Genomic DNA, 19,551 nt, shown 5'->3' on the forward strand with positions numbered 1-19,551 from the left:
CTATTACGAACTGGGTCACGTCCACTTCAAACCGATTGAACTTATTGAATGGGCGCGACGCGGACACCGTAACGCCGTAATTGCGGTAACGGATAAAACTGTCGGCAAGGCCGTCCCCGATACCCGGTATGGTCTGGGTTCCGTCCTCATACGCATAGTCCGTCGCAAATGAATAAGCGGTATGAAAAGCCGTAATGCCGTAATCGGTTCTGCGAGACAAATAATAATAGGCGCCGTAAAAGCTGCTGTTTTTCAGATCGAAGAGTAAACTCGTGCCGAATAACAACCGGTGATTTCCCAATATATCGCTGAATGCCATCTGCGTCGCGCCGACGAAACCGGTAAAGGTATTAAATCCGGCCGTTCCGTAAAACAGATCGGGCGTGAAGCGAACACGGTAATTACGAATCCGGTACTCTCCTTTATCGTTCTTGTAAACTTTTTCAGGGAGGGATACAATCTCAGGCAGTTCTTCTTCCTCCTCCTCTTCTTTCTTCTTTTCCTTGTCTTTCTTTTTATCATCCATTCCGGAAAAAATAAAATTACGATACGATATGTCTTTGGTCTGTTTTATAGTAGTATCCTGAACTGCCGCCGAATCCCCTGAGGAATACATCACGTCGATCACCGTGTCTTTAGAGACTTCCTGGGTCAGGCTGCGTTTATCTATGAATCCCAACTCGTCAGACAAAGTCTGAGGCAGGTCTTTGTCTTTGCGAAATTTCTTCATTGATATAGTTATCGGCAGTTCGATCGGTTTAATATCGAACGGGTTTTTTAAAGTGAAGATATCAAACCCGCTTTTGTTAAAACCGGAATAGGCGACCACTTTTCCGTCTTTGCTCAAGGAAGGCTGAAAAATTCCGCTTAGGTTATTGGTAATAGCATAAGTTTTTTTCGTGGTCAGATCGGCAACGTATAAATTGGTCACGCCGTTGCGGTTCGACGTATACAGCATTTTAGAATTATCCGGTCCCCATTCCGGCCACGTATCGTTCATCTCGTCCGTCGTGACGCGTTCCATTTCTGATCCGTCGGCATTCATGATATAGATGTCGGTTTGTTTGTAATCATAATTGACCATCTTGAAGTTCTTGTCCGGCGGACCGAGCTGATCTCTGCGATCGGAAACAAATGCAATTTTCTTGCCGTCGCGGCTGTATACGGCGCGCGTGTCGCTGAAAATATCGTTGGTCAATTTTTGTTTTTGTTTCTTATCCAGGTCAAAAACATAGATATCGCTTTGCCCGTGATATATGCCGGAAAAGATGATCTTGCGTCCGTCGGGGCTCCACGATCCGCCGAATACGCCTTCAAGGTCTTTCCATGAGTATTGCTCGATCTCTCCCGTCAAAACGTCGATGATCAGCAGCGCGTCGTTATCGCTTGCCTTGGCGGAGAAAACCAATTTTTTTGAATCCGGGCTCCAGCTCATGCCCGGGCTTAACCAATGCAGTTCCTCAAGATTAGGCGTTTTTTCGCCGGAGACAATTTTCTTGATGACCGTTCCGTCAATGGCCGAGATCAGCACAATGTCGGCATAACCGGACTTATCGGTTAGAAAGGCAATTTTGTCGCCGCTTGGAGCAAGCGCGGGCGTAATGTTATAAAAATTTCCATCGCGGTCATGAAACGTCAATTGTTTTCCGATTTCCTTCACCGACTGCATGTTCGTGATGTCGGGAAAGTAGATCTTGCGTTGATACGTGGCCCATTTTTCAGAGAATTCCTCTTCTTTCATTCCGAATGTGGATTCAAATGTGGAATTGGTCGTTCCTGCCACGCGCAGTTTCGTCATAAATTCGGCGACCTTTTCTTTGCCGTATTTTTCTTCCATATAACGAAAGATAGTCGGCCCTGCGGTGTATACTGCATAACCCGACATTTGCATCAGGTTGGGCAAATACGCTTCCATCACGGCGTCTCGAACAAACATATCCGATTGGGTGTTAAATTCTTTGTACCTGGAATCGTATTCCGCAAGGCCCTCCGAGACCCACAGGGGAATTTGAACCCGTATGCGCCCGCTGATCAGTCCCTGGATCGAACCTCCGTACATGTAATCGTTCATCACGCCGTGCACGAGTTCGTGATGCAAAACGTGGCGAAATTGTTCATACGATCCCTCGTACGGGATGACAATACGATTCTTAAATAACTCCGTGACGCCGCCGATGCCTTCCGACAAATACTCATCCAATACGTTAGTCTGCTGGAACTGATTATGCGAATTGTAGATGACGAAAGAGATACGGCTTTGAATTTCATAATTTTTGAAACTCTGTATGATGGAAACGTAAGAGCTTTCGGCTATGTCGGCTGCGAATTTCGCCAGTTCATCCCCGCCTTCATAAAAATAGAAGTCAAAATGCTGGGACTGTACAAAGCGCCAGTGATAATCTTTGTATTGAACCTTATTCTGGCCGAAATATTTTTGTTCCTCCTGGCTATGGAGATACGATACAGCGTGTATCAAGAAAACGAGAAACAATACAATGCGTGAAAGACGCATAAGAACTCCTCCTTTACCGCGTAAAAACATATATGAACTCACCATAAATTCCGATAGTCTGCCATGGGTATAACCAACAAATTTGCCGCTCATTCCTTTTTAAAAGACAATGTATTCAAAAAAGTGATTGATAGGAATAGCCATTTCAACTATATTAGCCCGCGTTCAACGTAGAAAAAAACAAACGTATATTCAAGCATAATTCATGATACATTCAACCTTCAAAAGGAGTCATTCACATGGGTAACGTCACTTTAGGTATTCTGAAACCGGACTGTGTAAAAAAAAATATACAAGGAAAAGTCATAACAAAAATTCAGGAGGCAGGTTTCAAAATATTAGCCATGAAACAAATCCGCATGACGAAACAACAGGCCGAAGGTTTTTATGCCGTTCATAAAGGGCGCCCGTTCTATGATGAGTTGACAAAATTTATGAGTTCAGGCCCTTGCGTCCCGATGGTTTTGCAGAAAGACGATGCGGTGGCTGCATTCAGAAAGACGATCGGCGCGACCGATCCTAAAGACGCCGATCCGGGAACCGTTCGCAAAGAATTTGCCGACAGCAAAGGCGAAAACATAATTCACGGTTCGGATTCGGATGAAAATGCCAAAGTCGAAATTGCCTATTTCTTTACCAATAGTTCACTCATCGCCAATCAGTAGGTTTATTACGGGCATGATTTGTGATAGTTCCAAATTATCCGGAGAAATGTATGACCGCAGAGATCGTGGTGATCGGCGATGAAATTCTCTCGGGGCTTATCGTCGACACCAACTCGGCTTTCCTAAGCCGCCGGTTGGCCGGATTTGGAATTACGGTAAACCGGGTAACCAAAGTTGGCGATAACGTTGAATCGATTGCGCAGGCCTTTGATAAGGCGGCAAGGGACGCAGAGTTGGTGATAAGCTGCGGCGGGCTTGGGCCGACCCACGATGACAAGACCAGGGATGCCGCCGCGAAGTTTCTTGGAACGGAACTCAAGCTTAATGAATCGGCGTTACAGGAAATCCGATCCATGTATCAAAAAGCCGGGCGGGTTATGAGCGAAACTAACCGCGTGCAGGCCATGATCCCTGAAGGAGCGACATATTTGTCCAATAGCCGTGGAACCGCCCCGGGGTTGAACTTCAAAAAAGGACACGCGACATTTTTTTGCCTGCAAGGCGTTCCGAGTGAAATGCAGTGGATGGCCGATATGCATTTGCTTCCGTTCGCGCAGAAAGTAAAACAGGATACAGTTCTCAAGTTCCGCACTATACGAACGGTGGGAATTCCGGAATCTACTTTGTATGAAAAAACGAAGGAAATTGTTCAGCAGTATCATGATAAGTTGGACATTGCTTACTTGCCGCACATGGCCCGCGGCGTCGATATACGTTTGACCTGTTCGAAACAATCCGCGGAAAAAGCGGCTGAACTGATCGCCGCTGCTGAAGGGCGATTCGTATCATGTATTGATCAATTCTTTAACAATGCGGTGTATGGTTATGACGATGAAACGCTGGAACAAAGCCTCGCCCATTTGTTTTTTGATACGCGTCAGACCATTGCTACCGCCGAGTCCTGCACGGGCGGGCTTGTCGCGCACCGGCTGACCAACGTATCAGGGAGTTCGTCTTATTTTTTGCAGGGTGTGACGACCTACAGTAACGATTCCAAAATGAAGTTGCTGAACGTGCCGGAGAAAGTATTGACAGTCCACGGCGCCGTCAGCGAAGAAGTTGCCAAATCCATGGCGGAAAATATTCGAAAAATTGCCGGCACGAACTTAGGGCTTTCTACCACAGGTATTGCCGGACCTACTGGGGCAACGGAGCATAAACCCGTCGGACTGGCCTACATCGGTTTTTCGACCGATGAAAAAACGATGGCAATAAAACTGACTCCCTTGCCGTACTCGGTTGAGCGGCTTGTTTTTAAGGAACGGTTATCGCAAATGGCGTTGGATGTGGTTCGCAAACATCTGATAAATCTGAAAGGGTTAGTGAAAAAATAAATTTTTTTATCGGTTGGCTCACAATCAGCCCGTCGAAGCATGAACGCGAGTAAATCCGATAAGCAATTAAGTAAATGAACTTGTTCTTATTTCCCACGAAACACACGGAAAAACACGAAAAAAACCTGAGCCTTGTATAGGTTTGATTTTCGTGTTCGTTTCGTGTATTCCGTGGGCATAGATTCTTTTAATATGAAATGAACACTTTATGATGATCTGCAAAGTGACGGGATCGATCGTCTCAACGCATAAGAATGAAAACTTGAACGGGCATAAGATCATGATCGTTCAGCCGGTTGATCTTAATCAAAAACCCACGGGCTCCGATCTGCTGGCCATTGATGAAGTCAGCGCCGGCGTGGGCGATCTCGTTTTGGTTATGAAAGAAGGCGTCGGCGCACGCATTATTCTTAAAAATAAAAAAATTCCCGTTCAGGCAGTTATCGTCGGCGTCATCGATGACTTTCACATTGCAACACCCTAACATCAGAGAGCTGTAAGTTCTCATCACCGAGGTTCACATGGAAAAATTTATTGTTGAAGGCGGCCACCCTTTAAAAGGGACATTTAATCCGGCGGGTAACAAAAACGAAGCGCTGCCCGTCATTGCGGCCTGTATGCTCACGGACGAACCGGTTATGCTCAGGAACATGCCGGACGTTATTGACGCGCGGAAAATGCTTGAGATTGCCGCCGCGATCGGAGCGGACGTTACTCAAATGGACGCGAAAACGTGGAAGGTTCAGGCCAAAAATATAAAGACGTTCGAGCCGGATCATAACCTGGCGTCGGAGATCCGCGGATCTTTTCTTTTTGCAGGCTCTATGATCGGACGGCATGGCAAAGTTAGTTTGCCGTCGCCGGGAGGCGATAAAATAGGGCGGCGGCGTTTAGATACGCATATTCTTGCGCTGGAAAAACTCGGCGCAAAGACGGAACTGGGTCACAAATTTTATAAAATGGAAGCCGCGAAACTGATCGGGCAGGATATATTTCTCGATGAAGCCAGCGTGATGGCAACAGAAAACGCTATTATGGCGGCCGTGCTTGCCGAAGGAACGACCATTCTCAATAACGCCGCATCAGAACCGCATGTACAGGGGCTTTGCAGAATGCTGGTCAGCATGGGCGCCCGTATATCCGGCATCGGAAGCAACCTCCTCACGATCGAAGGCGTCAAAAAATTACGTGGATGTGAGCATACTATTTCCAATGATCATATCGAGATCGGCAGTATCATCGGGCTGGCCGCGGCGACAAAAAGTGAAATTCTGATCAAAGACACGAATCCAAAAGATATGCGGATGATACTGCTCGTTTTTGAGCGGCTTGGTATCGAAGTTGAGATCAGGGGACGGGATTTATTCGTTCCGAAAGAGCAGTCGCTGGAAATTCATTCCGATATGGACGGCGCCATTCCGAAAATTGACGATGCGCCATGGCCGGGTTTTCCCGCCGATCTGACGAGCATCATCGTGATTGCGGCAACGCAGTGCAAAGGGATGGTGCTGATCTTTGAAAAAATGTTTGAAAGCAGGCTGTTTTTTACGGATAAACTGATCACAATGGGCGCGCGGATCATTTTGTGCGACCCGCACCGCGCGGTGATCCAGGGTCCGACCCCGCTGCACGGCGAGTTGATCACCAGCCCGGATATTCGTGCGGGTATGGCGCTCCTGATCGCGGCTTTGTGCGCGCAGGGGACGTCGACCATGCAGAACGTCAAACAACTGGACCGCGGGTACGAACATATCGACGAACGTCTCAGGGCTCTTGGCGCGCAGATTCGGCGCGTGAATGAATGAATTTTCGAAAAGGAACACGGATAACGCGGATTTAGCTGATTTGCTCGGATTTAAAAGGGAACTAATTCATCAAGATATTTCAGATAAAATCATTAAGGCTTTCTATAAGGTATATAACGAACTTGGTTTTGGTTTCTTATTTACCAATGACAAAAAGTGAATCAATTCTGTCTAGATCCGTCCGATCCGCGTCATCTGTGTCCTATTAATCAGCAGTTACAAATCTTAATCCTCGTACATTGATGAATCCCACACATCATCACCCTGACTTCATCGTGGCGCGAAGGCCGATGATCGATATGATCGATGCCGGCGTTGTTTTTTATCGCGCATCGTATCAAACGGTTACTCAGATCGTTTTGACGTTCTACCTGCCGTTGTTTCTTATCAAATATTTATTTTTCCGATTTGACCTGATCCCGATTGAACGGGTGTTTAATTCGTTCGGCTTTTTTCAAACGGGTTCCTATACTTTGGAAAACGTGGCGCTCATGGTGCTGGACGGAAGCGTAAATTCGGTCACGGGCGGAGCCACCTGCTTTTTTCTATTTGAAAAAGCGAAAGGCCATGAGATGGGTGCGTCTTTGCTGATAAAAAAAATGGCTGGAAAAACAGGGCCGCTTTTATGGATAACGGCCATCACAACAATGATCACGCTAATCGGACTTGGATTCTGTTTTATTCCCGGCTTGTGGATTGGGATCATTTTTTTATTTTCGACGCAACTGGTGGTTATTGAAAACGTATCGTCTTTCGATGCAATTTGGAAACGCTCCCGTTATCTCGTGTTGAGCGAATGGTGGAGAGTACTGGTTTATTTTGCTCTGACCACGCTGCTGCTGTTTGTTCTCGGCTTGTCGCTCACGTTTTTGATTTCAGGCGTGTATCAGATTTTACTAGAACAGTTGAGTTGGCTCACGGGTTTGATTCCGGATCTGAAGATGATTGAAATAGCCGGAGGAGCCGTTGCATCGCTTCTCTTGATTCCAATGCAGGTGATATTTATTACCATTTTATATTTTGACGTGCGTTCGCGAAAAGAAGGATTTGATCTGGAAATGATGCTGCAATCGATATGAATTCGCTTTTTAAAAAAATAAGCGAGACTTTCGTTGTCTTTATCGTTGGAGTGAACTCCCTCGTATTCGCCGCAGAGCCGGATGCCGTCACGCCTTCGCTTTTCGATTCAAGCCTCATCAAAAACACGGCGATCACACCGGCCGATTACGAAGGGTTGCTCAGGTTTGTACTGGAACAAACAGCCGAACTCCGGCTGAATAATGACGGCGAAGTCCGAGCGGGAATACAATCGAATTTTCAATCGCTTCGGCGGCAGATACCCGATTCATACGCATTCACCGTGTGGATCTCTTATGGCGATCCGGACAGCGTACGGGCTTTTGATACGACGGCGGTAACAAACAATAGTTGGCTCTTGAACGATCTGGATAAATTGAGCGGCGCACATTTGCAGGACAAGGGCGCTGAACAAATTCAGCATAACTTGGAATTAGCGTTGCGCTCGATTTCAACATTAAAAAGCTATATTCTGATTCGCGATACCGCAGACTATAAGAAACAATTGATGTCCATTCTCGAAAGGCCGGAATACAGGGAGAAAAAAAATAAAAATCTTTTGCTGGACGGGTTTAACTGGCTGATGGACCAACTCGCTTCCATCTTTAGCGGACTTTTTAAAAACAGCAGTTCACGTGAAACGCCGCAGGTCCCGGAGCCGCGCGATTATACCATGATCGGTCAAATGCTGGTTTATGCGGGTTACGTTATCGGCGCGATGACCTTATTGTGGCTGGCTGTGCATGTAATCCGGCATTTTCGGCAACGCAAAGAGAATTCTGCCGCTAAGAAAAAAAATTTCGAAAACCTGATCGAAGCGGGGGAATCGATGGAGCCGGACGACCATCTCCGGCATGCGCATCGCTGCGCGTTTACAGGCGAATACCGGAAAGCGATTCGTCACCTGTTCTTATCGATAATCCTGCATCTCGATGCACAAGATCATTTTCGTTATCAAAAATTTCAAACCAACGGCGAGTATCTGACGGCCTTATTGAATGAGAGTCAGTTGTTCTGCAGGATCGAACTGCACGGACATCTGAAAAAGATCAGCGATATGTTTGAAAAAACATGGTACGGCATTGAGAACGCAACGGAAGAAGATTTCACCGCCTGCAATTCCTACTACCATCTTTGTTTACATGCGCTGCAGCAAAAACAAACCGTGACCAGTGGAGTATGACGGGCGATACAAAAAAAATAGTTTGGGCCGGTGTTGCGTTCAGCGCGGTACTGATCCTCATTGTTTTTTCATCACAGGCCGGAGAAGCGCGGCGCGCAGAAAGCCTGGCTTCCACCTATAATGCAAAGCCCAACGGACTTAAGGCTTTTTATACGTTATTATCCGAAAGCGGATACGACGTTCTCCGATGGAGAAAAAGTATATTGTCGTTGGATTTTGAAGATCCTTTGGTTTTAATAGTTGCTTCGCCGCGAGAGCCGTTTTCGGAATCGGAGATGGATTCTGTGAAAGAACGGGTTAGAATGGGTTCCACGCTTTTAGTATTTGCTAACCGGCACACGGATAGATTATTAGAAAAATTCGGTATTCAGGCAGCGCGCGCGTCTTTTGAATCTTTGTCATACTTGCAGCAGCCCACAGCGCAAAATGTTCTGTTCGATACTTTGTACAGGCCGGACGAATCAGTAAGTGACATCCTATATTCAGAATGGACGAACTCATTACAACCGGATTCATCCGGATATATTTTACATTACGGGAAAACGAATTCAAATTCCGTCGTTGAAATGCCGTTTGGAAGCGGCAGTGTGATAGCGTTTAATTCAGCGGGTTATGTTGCCAATCAGAACGCAGGGCGATACGATAATCTGCAGGCGGTGATGGGCCTTCTGCGGTATAAAACCGACGGTGAAAAAAGATATTTCAGCCGGATAATGTTCGATGAATATCATCATGGTTTTAAAGAATACGAATCGGTTATTTTTCTGTTGGATCAAATGCCGGTGAAAGCCGGTCTGATGCTTGTTATTACAGCGGTGTTGCTTTGGGTTTATTCCAAGGCAAAAAGGTTTGGCAGGCCGGTGCCGGTCCGCAGGTCATCGCGGCGGTCATCCGACGAATATGTCAAATCGGTATCGGCGGTGTACCTGAATGCAAAAGCCCATACGCTCGCTTTGCGTCTGTGGCACCGCTGGGTCATGGCCTCTCTGTCGGCAAGGTTTCGTACCAACATGGAAAATAAACTTGCAGAAATAATGGAAACACGGTATGATATTAAAAAAGAAGAAACCCGGCGCACATTGTCCGTAGTTCGTCAAAAACTCAAAGATGCGGAAAGTTCGCAACTGAGCGGCGTAATAAACAAAAGAAGTATTCCAATCGATGAAGATGAACTGGTTGCTTTATCAAAAAAATTGGATACGTTGTATCGCGCTTCTAAGCGCAGAGGCCGTACAGATTAATTTAATTCGTTATTCATCGCTCAATTTCTAATAAGAAATTTATTAATTCAAAACACATACATCAGAAACAAGAACAAATCAGCTATGACACAGACCAAAGACATTGTTGACAAGATCAAAGCGGAACTGGACAAAGTAATCGTCGGCCAGCCGTTTGTAAAAGACCATCTGATCATCGCCCTTTTATCCGGCGGGCACGTTTTGCTGGAAGGCGTTCCGGGCACGGCAAAAACGCTGATGGTAAAAACGCTGGCGCTTATCATGTCCAGCCGGTTCCGCCGCATACAATTCACTTCCGACCTGATGCCGTCGGACGTGATCGGCACCAATGTATTCGACGCCAAGACCTCGTCGTTTATTCTCAAGAAAGGCCCGATATTCACCAATCTGGTACTAATTGATGAGGTCAACCGCGCGCCGGCAAAGACGCAGGCGGCTTTACTGGAAGTGATGGAAGAAAGACAGGTAACGATCGACGGCACGAGGTATGTGCTGGACGAACCTTTCATTGTGTTTGCTACGCAGAATCCGATCGAATACGAAGGAACGTACGCGCTGCCCGAAGCGCAGCTGGATCGATTCATGTTTAAGATCGTTATCGATTATCCGCAGGCAGAAGACGAAAATCAGATCCTGAGAAATTATCACAACGGGTTTGACATGCATCACCTGGAATCGGCGCATATTCAGAGCGCGGTGACTCCGGATGAAATTTTGTCGTGCCGCGCGGAGATAAAAGACATTAAAGTTGAGGAGGGCGTGATCAACTATATTACGCAGATCGTTCGCAGAACGCGCGATCACGGCCATATTCTTGTCGGCGCCAGTCCGCGCGCCAGCGTCGCGCTTTTGCTCGCGTCCAAAACCCGCGCCGCGATGAACGGTTCCGCCTACGTCACGCCGGACGATATCAAAGCCGTCGCCAAGCCGATCATGCGGCATCGGATCATACTTCAGCCTGAAACGGAGCTGGAAGGAATTCGCGCGGATGAGTTGATTGATGAAGTATTATATTCGGTTGTCGTGCCGAGGTAGGTTATTTATTTCCAAACAAGTTAAGAAAGGTGATTCTTCCTATCTTTGAGCGGGATCACTAACTTAAGCCCAGACCACTGTTCATCAATCGCGCAAACCTTCACATCCACCAAACCGATCTTCAGCGCCGCGCCGCGAATGATATCCTCAGTGATATCGGTCGGCATCTTCGCCGATTTTTTATACCAGGAAACCCAGATCATACCGTTTGGCGCCAATTCTTTCTTCAGAGCCGGTAACTCCGTCTTCAATCTTGCGGCCTCGGTAACAAAATAATGGATCAGGTCTTTTTTGTTTTTTGTTTCCTTCACAAATTCCACCGTCGGCGGGAAATCGGAAAAAAGATCACGATAATGTGCCGGCGCATCGATGAGCCGGATTTTAAAATGGTCTTTGATGCCCAGCTTTTTTGCCAGGGGCGTGCCGGAATAGCCGGAAGGATTATTACTCAACCCAACCCTTTCAAAGGCAATAATACGCCTTTTCGTTTGACGATATTCTTATAGTCCCACTGAATCGCTTGGGCTTTTTGGAGCCATCGCTTTAAATTTTTTTTATTTATTTCTTTGGACGAGGTATAAAATGCGGAAGCGTCTTTAAATTTGCCCGTACCGGGTTTTAATAATTCCTCATCAAAACTTGCTCCGCTCCAGAACATCAGGCGAATGCCGCTTTTCTGTTTACTATATCCGACAATGGGATTGCCGTCGATGAACCAAACCGGATGCGCATGCCAGACCTTGTTTTCCGCTTTAGGTAAATGTTTACCGATCTCTTCGTACAGCAAATCGCAGATCGACTTGTCTTCATGCGTTTGCCGCTTGTGGTAAGCTCCAATTTCTTTATTCATGTTACTCCTCTGCCGAAAGTTATTTTAAAACAAGCGTTGGTGAAATCCACTCGCGGTAATCACCAAAACACCAATCATGTCATTCTGGAAGAATCTTTTTGAACCATAGAACGCGCTTCTAAAGAAAGAAGATTCTTACAGAAAAACAACGGTGTTTTCTCAGCCGGAGGCTGATCCGCCTTTGGCGTGATTTGCCACTTTCTTTTCAAAAAGAAAGCGGATTCAAAGCAATTAGAGTTTGTAATAAACTATATGTAAGATTAACACACTCAGAAAACCATTCTTCTTTCTTTTGCTGGCACAAAAGAAAGAAGGAAAGAAAAGTGCCTGGGCTGTTGAAAAAACGCCTAAAATCTTCGCTTCAGCCCTAAACAAAACAAACTCGTGGCGCCTGATGCGCCACTCAGACAATGTTTTGTTTTTACGGGCTTCCGCTCCGATTTCTTAACGGCATTTTTTCAAAGGCCCGAAAATTCGCTTTATTTTTCCTATCGAAGACAATCACCAAAACACCAATCAGGTCATTCTGCAAGAATCTTTTTGAACCATAGAACGCGCTTCTAAAGAAAATAGATTCTTACAGAAAAACAACGGTGTTTTTAAATTTTGATCTCTTTATGGATTTCCGGCCGGGAATACCCATACACATTAGTATAAAACTTTACTTAGATACCGCTATCTCGCTCTTCCCCGCGACTCCCTTCACGATCAGCCAGACCGCAAGAACGAGCTCAAATACCAGCATCGGCATCCAGACGAACCAGTTCGCCGAAACGACTCTCGCCAACTGCATCGGAAGAAAACCTACCAACAGAACGGATGCCAGAATGCCAAGCCAGGCAAGCACTTGAGGAATCATCCGTCCGCGCAAAAACAGATACGAAAAAACCGTGCTTCCCACGGCGAAAAAGACCGCGCTGACGGTGGAACTGCCCACCGGCATCAGCAGATACGAACCGATCGCACTCACGCTCGCGGCGTCCGGGATTTTATCTCCGGCGGTCGCGAGCCAAAAAAGCGCCAGCGTTTTCGGCAGATTGGCCGCTCCGATCACGCCTTCACCCACACGGCAGGCCAAACCGAATATCGCCAGATCGTGTTCCTCGTCCCGCGTGATCGCGTACAACGACACGGCGAGTATCAGGGCGAAAAAACAGCAAAGCAGATCGAGGATGATCGCCCCGCCGAACTCAGACGTGTGCGCGGCAATATTCGCCAGCTTTGCGGCGGTTCCTTCGCCGGCGGTGGCCTGGCCATGGAGCATCATCTGGGAAATACCGGCCGCGATGTAGAATATAAACGTGAAGCCGGCGATCCTTGCGTAGGTCTTGCGGGTCATATTCTTTTCCTTCTGATTTGTTTAATGATCCTAACTAAACGGCGGCGGTGGGGTTTTGTTTCATGGCTTGCTCTAACACTCCAGTCTCCAAAACCCGCGTGGCGATAAAAACATTACCGCCAAAACTCAAGCATTCAAGGAGCGCCATGTACGAACGCACTAGCGATCGCGTGTAAACTGACTATCTAAGTACTCACGCTTCCGCTGGCGCGGAAGCGGATGTGAAAGCCTCATGTTAGCCGCGGTTCTATAGTTATGGTTACGGCGATTCTCCACCAATTCCGCCAATATTGACACCCGCCCAAATGAACTTTACCCATACAATAACTAGGCCGATAGATATCGCAGTTCCAAGTAGGATAGTCTTTCCAGCATCATGCTGACGTATTTCAGCCGATCGTATCTCGGTCATTGGAATTATTATGCTTGTTCCTTCACTAGTTAGTCCGCTGACGACTGATGAGTTATGGAGATTCTTTCCGCCAGCGGAGTCAAATACAATTTTTTTCTCATCGCGAGTTGTAATTTCTAATATCTCGTTCGGGTTAAGCGAGTTTTGTTCAACATGCAGTATTAAGATTGCAGGTATTGCCACTAGTTTTTGTTCTTTGTCATATCCGACCACAATGTCATCCAGTATCATTGATTGTCCACCCAAGTTATTGAATATGACTTTCTCCCCCGATAGTAGTGTAACAGCAGTAAATGAACCTGGAATTGTCGGCTGAAACTCATTTAGCTTATCACCAGTAAACGTCCTTCCTGTGTAGCATCCGATAACAGTTATGAGCAGCATAAAATATATTTGTTTCATCGCTATTCCTCCTTCTGTCGGATAGTGTCGTTGAAGAACTGAGAAGATAGACTTTAGCTTTAAATAGAGATCGCTCGTACGACTGTTTTACGCAATTGCGGTATTGACGGGATTCTGTATTTATTTCCGATATTGCACATATCAGATTTCAGTGCTGTTGAAAGTTTCTACGATAAGAAAGAACTACGATAAGCCGGGTTAAATGTACTCTGTGAAAAGGCGTTTGTCAATAACTTTGACCAAGTTTTTTTGTTCATGTGACACTGAAGTATTAAATTTGGTTGTCGAACCGAGGCAGGTTGAGATAAAAAAATATTAAAAAAATGATCGACTTTTATTGACAAACTCAGAGAGATTCATTAATTTAAAGTCCCCACAAAAGAAGTTACCCCCTAACTTCTTGGCTACGATAGAGCTCCGGAGTGTTTACACTCCGGAGTTTTTTATTTTAGGTAACAATTATTTAAAGGGATAGCGAACGGGGAATTTCGGGCAGCCTCAGCGGAAAGTCACTTCAGCAGATCCATCATTTCTGAAACATCATGGGTCGGAGCGCTGCAGGTAAAATTCCGACACACGTAAGCGGTGGCTTTGCCGTTTTTCATAGCCTGCGTTTTTGTAAACGGGGCGATCCCATCAAGGCCGGAAGACGATTTGGATGATCGAAATAAAATGACTTTGTTGGGTATGAAGCGCGACCGTAAGGCCGCAAGCATTTCCTTTGACAGCGCGTCATGCTCTTCGCCCGCGATGACGATCTCATACGAAGGGCCTGTTTGAAAATCATAGGCCATTAGAAATTGCGCGTACACCATCGGAACTTTGGATATGTTTTCCGAAAAACAGTTACCGATCGCTTCAGCCATTTCTGCAAACTCTTCCTTTCCCGTAATGCGGCTTAGCCGGATCAGGTTCAGCGCGGCGATGGAATTGCCGGACGGAATCGCTCCGTCGTAAATTTCTTTCGGGCGCGTAATGAGTTTTTCGGCGTCCGATCCGGTAAAGTAAAAGCCGCCGTTTTCTTTGTCCCAATAAAATTCCGTCATCGTTTTGTTCAGTTCCAGCGCGGACTCGAGATACTTCACATCGAAGGCCGTTTCGTACAGATCGAGTAAACCCCACACCATAAACGCATAATCATCGAGATGCGCGGGCAAACCGGCCGCTCCCTGGCGGTACCTTTTTAATAACCGTCCATTCGGATCGCGTAAAGTTGACAAGATGAAATCGGCCGCGCGCCGGGCGGCATCGGCGTATTCGGGTTTATCGAATACCTGCGCGCCTTTTGCAAGCGCCGCGATCATCAGCCCGTTCCAGTCGGTCAGAATTTTGTCGTCCTTCAGTGGGTGAATGCGTTTTTCTCGAACGTCAAAAAGTTTTTTCCGGATGGATTCTATTTTAGCTTTGAATTCATCTTCGCTAAAATTTGCTTCATGCGCCAATACATCGGTATCTTTGTTGAGGAAAGGGATATTGGTTCCTTTAAATTCACGCGTCGCTTCTTCGTAGTAATTGCCTTCCGCAGTCACATTAAATGTTTTGCAGAACAATTCCGCATCCGATGAGCCCAGGATAGTTTCCAGTTCCGCTTTTGTCCAGAGATAGAATTTTCCTTCTTCCCCTTCGCTGTCGGCATCTTCGGCGGAATAAAATCCTCCCGCGGGATCGGTCATATCGCGCAGAACATATTCAAATATTTCTTCGACGGTTTTCTTATACAAAGGATTTTGCGTTACCTGATATGCGTCGGTATAAGCCATGGCGATCAGGGCCTGATCGTAAAGCATTTTTTCGAAATGAGGAAGAAACCATTTGGCATCGGTTGAGTAGCGGTGAAATCCAAAACCGATCTGATCATACATTCCGCCGTTACGCATCGCCTTTAATGTTCTTTCCGCCATCCTAAGCGCGTCGGCGTTCTCTGTGCGTTTATAATAACGCAGAAGAAAAGAAAGATTATGCGCGGTAGGAAATTTCGGCGAACTGCCAAAGCCCGCGTACTGAGTATCGAATTGACTTCGGAACATTGCAAATGCCGAATCAAAAATAGACGGGCTCAGCGCGACAGGGTTACTGCTTGCGGCTCGATTTTGAATGGCCGCGGTGATGTCGTTGGCGGACTTTAGGACTTCGTCCTTGCGATTTGCCCATGCGTCGGCGATAGCCGGAACGAGTTCCATCATCCCGGGGCGTCCGCCCAGGCTATGTTTGGGAAAGTAGGTTCCTGTAAAAAACGGTTTTTTATCCCAGGTCATGATCACGGTCATAGGCCAGCCGCCGTGTCCGGTCATCGCCTGCGTTACCGCCATATAAATGTTGTCGATATCCGGGCGTTCCTCGCGGTCCACTTTGATGCAGACAAAAGTTTCGTTCATCATCGCGGCTACCGTCGAATCTTCGAAAGATTCATGTTCCATCACATGGCACCAATGGCAAGTGGCATAGCCGATGGATAAAAAAATAGGTTTATTTTCCGACCGTGCTTTTTCAAATGCTTCTTCGCCCCAAGGATACCAATCTACCGGATTCCGCGCATGCTGGAGCAGATACGGGCTTTTCTCGAAGACCAGGCGGTTGAATTCCGGCCCGCCGTCGGGCGGCAGTTGTTTTATTAATTCCGCAGAAGGAAAATTCATTGGCTGATCCTTATTTTGTTTGCATGCAGGCAGATTGAAAAACAAGATGAAGGCTGCTGTATAAAGAAAGAAGAAAAAGCGTATTCTACGTTTATTTGAGTTGGTAACATTCCGGAAAGTCATTCTGTAAGAATCCTTTTAATTACGAAGACTCTACTTTCTTCAAAAAAGATTCCTACAGAATGACAGCTCACCAACGTTTCACATTGTTTTATTTTTCGTGATATCCTGGCATATCATTCTGTAAGAATCCTTTCTAATTACGAAGATCTAACCTTCATACAGCGAGAAAATTCCATTTAGGGTTTTTCGCAGATATCAACGCCTCTTTCTTCGCTCTGGTCATATTCTTGATCTCCTTTTCCCAGGCTATGGCTTGCTTAATATCTGAAAAATGTTCATAGTAGACCAGTTTGTAACAATAGTATCTTCCTGCAAATGTTTTCTTTTTTCCTCGGTTTTCATAATGCTGCTGTAATCGAACTTTGAGATCGTTGGTTACGCCGACATAGAGAACGGTTTTTCCCGGATTGGTCGTAATGTATACGTAGTAATTTCCTTTCACGTCGTAGCCTTTACTTAATTCAAAAAAAGATTCCTACAGAATGGTAATGCACCAACGTTTATATTTTTTTTCTTGAGCATGGTCCCGGTGTGTCATTCCGCAAGAATCTTTTTGATTACGAAGGCTTTACTTTCTTCAAAAAAGATTCCTACAGAATGACAATTCACCAAGGGATTCACGATCGAGCCTGTCTCGGCATGTCATTCTGAAAGAATCTTTTTGATTATGAAGGCTTTACTTTCCTCAAACAAGATTCCTACAGAATGACATCGCTCCAGTGTCTCACATTCTGGTTTTTTCGACATTAGTCCCAGGAATGTCATTCTAAAAGAATCTTTTTAATTACGAAGACTTTACTTTCTTTAAAAAAGATTCCTACAGAATGACATGCTGCTATTTTAAATACCGCGCAAACCAGTTGTGAACTTCTTTGTACCAATAAATCGAGTTCTGCGGCTGGAGTATCCAGTGGTTCTCATTAGGGAAATAAACTAAACGGGATTCAACGCCTTTTCCCTTAAGCACGCCGTATAATTCCAGTCCCTGCGTCACGACCACACGGTAATCTTTTTCGCCATGCAGGATAAGCATCGGCGTATTAAAATGATTTGAGAAAAATGCGGGGCTGTATTTATTGATCTGTTCATAACGCCCTTCCCACGGCGCCCCGTCGTAATTTTTCACGCGTTCATACGTCATGTCGGACGCAAACTGGCCCATTAAATTATATACCCCTGCGTGGCTGATCAAACATTTGAAACGATCCGTGTGGCCTGCGATCCAGTTAACAAGATATCCTCCGTAAGAACCTCCGGCGGCGGCCATGCGCGCGCTGTCAATAAAGGAATAGTTGGCAAGAAGATAATCCGTTGCTTTCATGATGTCGGTGAAGGGTTTATCGCCATGCGCGCCGACGATCGATTTTCCAAAAGCATTTCCAAAACTTGTCGAACCGTGAAAATTAACCATCGCAACCACGTAACCCGGCGCGGCGAACATCTGCCCATTCCATCGGTAATGAAAATCATCATTAAACGTACCTGCAGGGCCGCCGTGAATCATATGTACCAAAGGATATTTTTTATTGGGATCAAAATTGGGCGGATAGAGGAGATACATCTGAACGGGGTCGCCATCGGCGCCGGTGAACGTCAGATTCTCGACTTTTCCGAAAGCAATAGAATCGGTGATCGGCTTATTGAAAAAACTGAGCTGGGATATTTTCTTGGTTTTTAGGTCAAAATCGAAAATTTCCGCAGGCTGCGACATATTCGTTTTGATGAACACAAGCCGGTTGCCGGAAACATTTAGCGCATTAACAACACTTTCGGTAAATAGCCTTTGAGTTTTATTTGACGCCAAATCGAGCATAAATGCCGACGTGCGCGCTTGGTCGCTCGCGAGCATAAACATGGTCTTGCCCGGATTCGATTCGTTGTAGTTATAATAGGAAAGGGACGTGTCGGTCAGAACTTTTTGTTCCTTAGTCGCGAGGTCGTATCGCACCAGGCGTTCGTTTTCTGCGGAATAATCCGGATCGGTTTGCCGCGTGTAATAGATATATTTTCCGTCTTTAGAGAAGAAGGGATCGTTATCACCTTCTTCATTATCTTTGGTCAGATTAACCCACTCGTCATTGGAGGAAAGCGGCGCGAGGTACACATCCTGATTCATTTTGGTATAAGGAGGAAGGGTTGTGTTGGCCGTCAGAACCATCCACTTGCCGTCGGGAGATAAATCATAATTTGCGTCAAGCCCGCCGAGGCTGATTGCGAGAATACGTTTCGATCCTTTGGTCAAATCGACGCGTTCTTTAGTGTCCATAGTATAAGCGTAAATATGAATCACATAGCCGTCGGTCAGCCAATTATCCCAGTAACGGTAAAATCGGTTTTCCGTGACCTTCGCAGTCATCTTATTGTCTTTTTTTTCCTTGAGCGCTTTTTTCATTCCCTCAAAGTCATTCTCATACTCCGGTATAATTGAAGACGAAAACGCGATGCGCTTTCCGTCAGCGAAGTACTTCGGATTCGAAATGCCCATAGGCATTTCCGTAATCAATGCGGCCTCGCCGCCGTCAATGTCGATTTGATACAACTGCGCATAGTCGCCTTCACGTTTTGAAATAAATGCGATCGTGCGGCTGTTGGGATGCCAGGCCGGGGAATTATCGGAACCGACATTTGTGGTCAATCGTTTTAGTTTGTTACTGCTCAGATCGATCAGCCAGAGATCGGAATTCCCTTTGTTATCCTTAACGCTATATTCCGAGACAACAAAACAGCCGAATTTACCGTCGGGGGAAACGGTGAGCGATGACACGCGTTTCATATTCCACAGGTCTTCAGCGGTGAGCGTGCGTTTGTTTTGCGCCGTCAGATTGCCGGCGGTTGTCAAGGCCAAGAAAACAATAAATAAATGTTTTAGGTGTGTGAACATGTCAGGTCTCCGTGTTTTAGATTTGATTTTATATTACAACGACAAAAACAACATAT

General features: G+C 46.1%; 16 protein-coding genes. 8 read left to right on the forward strand and 8 right to left on the reverse strand.

Translation table 11 applies throughout. From position 1 onward, the window contains the following. Positions 1-2,605, reverse strand: a 2,605-nt coding sequence (locus tag F9K33_10070; protein ID KAB2879164.1) for a hypothetical protein, incomplete at its 3' end; no start/stop codon positions are given. Between the two features lie 146 nt (positions 2,606-2,751). Here F9K33_10070 and F9K33_10075 point away from each other — a divergent pair. The 8 genes from F9K33_10075 (at position 2,752) to F9K33_10110 (ending at position 10,852) form a co-directional block, all read left to right on the forward strand. Beyond that, positions 2,752-3,177 carry a nucleoside-diphosphate kinase gene (locus F9K33_10075; GenBank protein ID KAB2879165.1) on the forward strand — a complete coding sequence of 142 codons (426 nt, stop codon included), beginning with the start codon at positions 2,752-2,754 and terminating at the stop codon, positions 3,175-3,177. A 50-nt stretch (positions 3,178-3,227) separates the two neighbouring features. Next, positions 3,228-4,511 (forward strand): competence/damage-inducible protein A, encoded by a 1,284-nt coding sequence (locus F9K33_10080; protein ID KAB2879166.1) that lies wholly within the window; start codon positions 3,228-3,230, stop codon positions 4,509-4,511. 208 nt (positions 4,512-4,719) lie between these two features. Beyond that, on the forward strand, positions 4,720-4,995 hold the full coding sequence (locus tag F9K33_10085) for a hypothetical protein (protein ID KAB2879167.1): 276 nt from the start codon (positions 4,720-4,722) through the stop codon (positions 4,993-4,995). Between the two features lie 37 nt (positions 4,996-5,032). Next, positions 5,033-6,316 (forward strand): UDP-N-acetylglucosamine 1-carboxyvinyltransferase, encoded by a 1,284-nt coding sequence (gene murA / locus F9K33_10090; protein ID KAB2879168.1) that lies wholly within the window; start codon positions 5,033-5,035, stop codon positions 6,314-6,316. 242 nt (positions 6,317-6,558) lie between these two features. Next, on the forward strand, positions 6,559-7,395 hold the full coding sequence (locus tag F9K33_10095) for a hypothetical protein (protein ID KAB2879169.1): 837 nt from the start codon (positions 6,559-6,561) through the stop codon (positions 7,393-7,395). Beyond that, complete coding sequence (locus tag F9K33_10100; protein KAB2879170.1) at positions 7,392-8,576, forward strand: DUF4129 domain-containing protein; 1,185 nt, start codon at positions 7,392-7,394, stop codon at positions 8,574-8,576. The genes F9K33_10095 and F9K33_10100 overlap by 4 nt, the downstream gene beginning before the upstream one ends. Beyond that, positions 8,573-9,817, forward strand: a complete 1,245-nt coding sequence (locus F9K33_10105; GenBank protein ID KAB2879171.1) for a DUF4350 domain-containing protein — start codon at positions 8,573-8,575, stop codon at positions 9,815-9,817. Before F9K33_10100 ends, F9K33_10105 begins: the two co-directional genes overlap by 4 nt. An 84-nt stretch (positions 9,818-9,901) precedes the next feature. Further along, complete coding sequence (locus F9K33_10110) at positions 9,902-10,852, forward strand: MoxR family ATPase (GenBank protein ID KAB2879172.1); 951 nt, start codon at positions 9,902-9,904, stop codon at positions 10,850-10,852. A gap of 20 nt (positions 10,853-10,872) precedes the next feature. Here the strand turns inward: F9K33_10110 and F9K33_10115 are convergent, their stop codons facing one another. The 7 genes from F9K33_10115 to F9K33_10145 form a co-directional block, all read right to left on the reverse strand. Then, positions 10,873-11,304 (reverse strand): DUF3052 family protein, encoded by a 432-nt coding sequence (locus F9K33_10115; protein KAB2879173.1) that lies wholly within the window; start codon positions 11,302-11,304, stop codon positions 10,873-10,875. Further along, a complete protein-coding gene (locus F9K33_10120; protein KAB2879174.1) occupies positions 11,301-11,702 on the reverse strand; it encodes a DUF1801 domain-containing protein in 402 nt (133 codons plus the stop codon). Before F9K33_10120 ends, F9K33_10115 begins: the two co-directional genes overlap by 4 nt. 661 nt (positions 11,703-12,363) lie before the next feature. Then, a complete protein-coding gene (locus F9K33_10125; GenBank protein KAB2879175.1) occupies positions 12,364-13,041 on the reverse strand; it encodes a DUF4386 domain-containing protein in 678 nt (225 codons plus the stop codon). A gap of 259 nt (positions 13,042-13,300) precedes the next feature. After that, the gene (locus tag F9K33_10130; GenBank protein KAB2879176.1) at positions 13,301-13,855 is read right to left on the reverse strand and encodes a hypothetical protein; all 555 of its coding nucleotides are present in this window, start codon (positions 13,853-13,855) and stop codon (positions 13,301-13,303) included. Between the two features lie 509 nt (positions 13,856-14,364). Next, on the reverse strand, positions 14,365-16,491 hold the full coding sequence (locus F9K33_10135; protein KAB2879177.1) for a thioredoxin domain-containing protein: 2,127 nt from the start codon (positions 16,489-16,491) through the stop codon (positions 14,365-14,367). A gap of 277 nt (positions 16,492-16,768) precedes the next feature. Beyond that, entirely contained in the window at positions 16,769-17,056 is a 288-nt protein-coding gene (locus F9K33_10140; protein ID KAB2879178.1) for a GIY-YIG nuclease family protein, read from the reverse strand. A 393-nt stretch (positions 17,057-17,449) separates the two neighbouring features. Continuing rightward, a complete protein-coding gene (locus F9K33_10145; GenBank protein ID KAB2879179.1) occupies positions 17,450-19,495 on the reverse strand; it encodes a S9 family peptidase in 2,046 nt (681 codons plus the stop codon). Positions 19,496-19,551 lie beyond the last annotated feature (56 nt).

The sequence above is a fragment of the bacterium genome (genome assembly GCA_008933615.1).
Taxonomy (GTDB): domain Bacteria; phylum CLD3; class CLD3; order SB21; family SB21; genus SB21.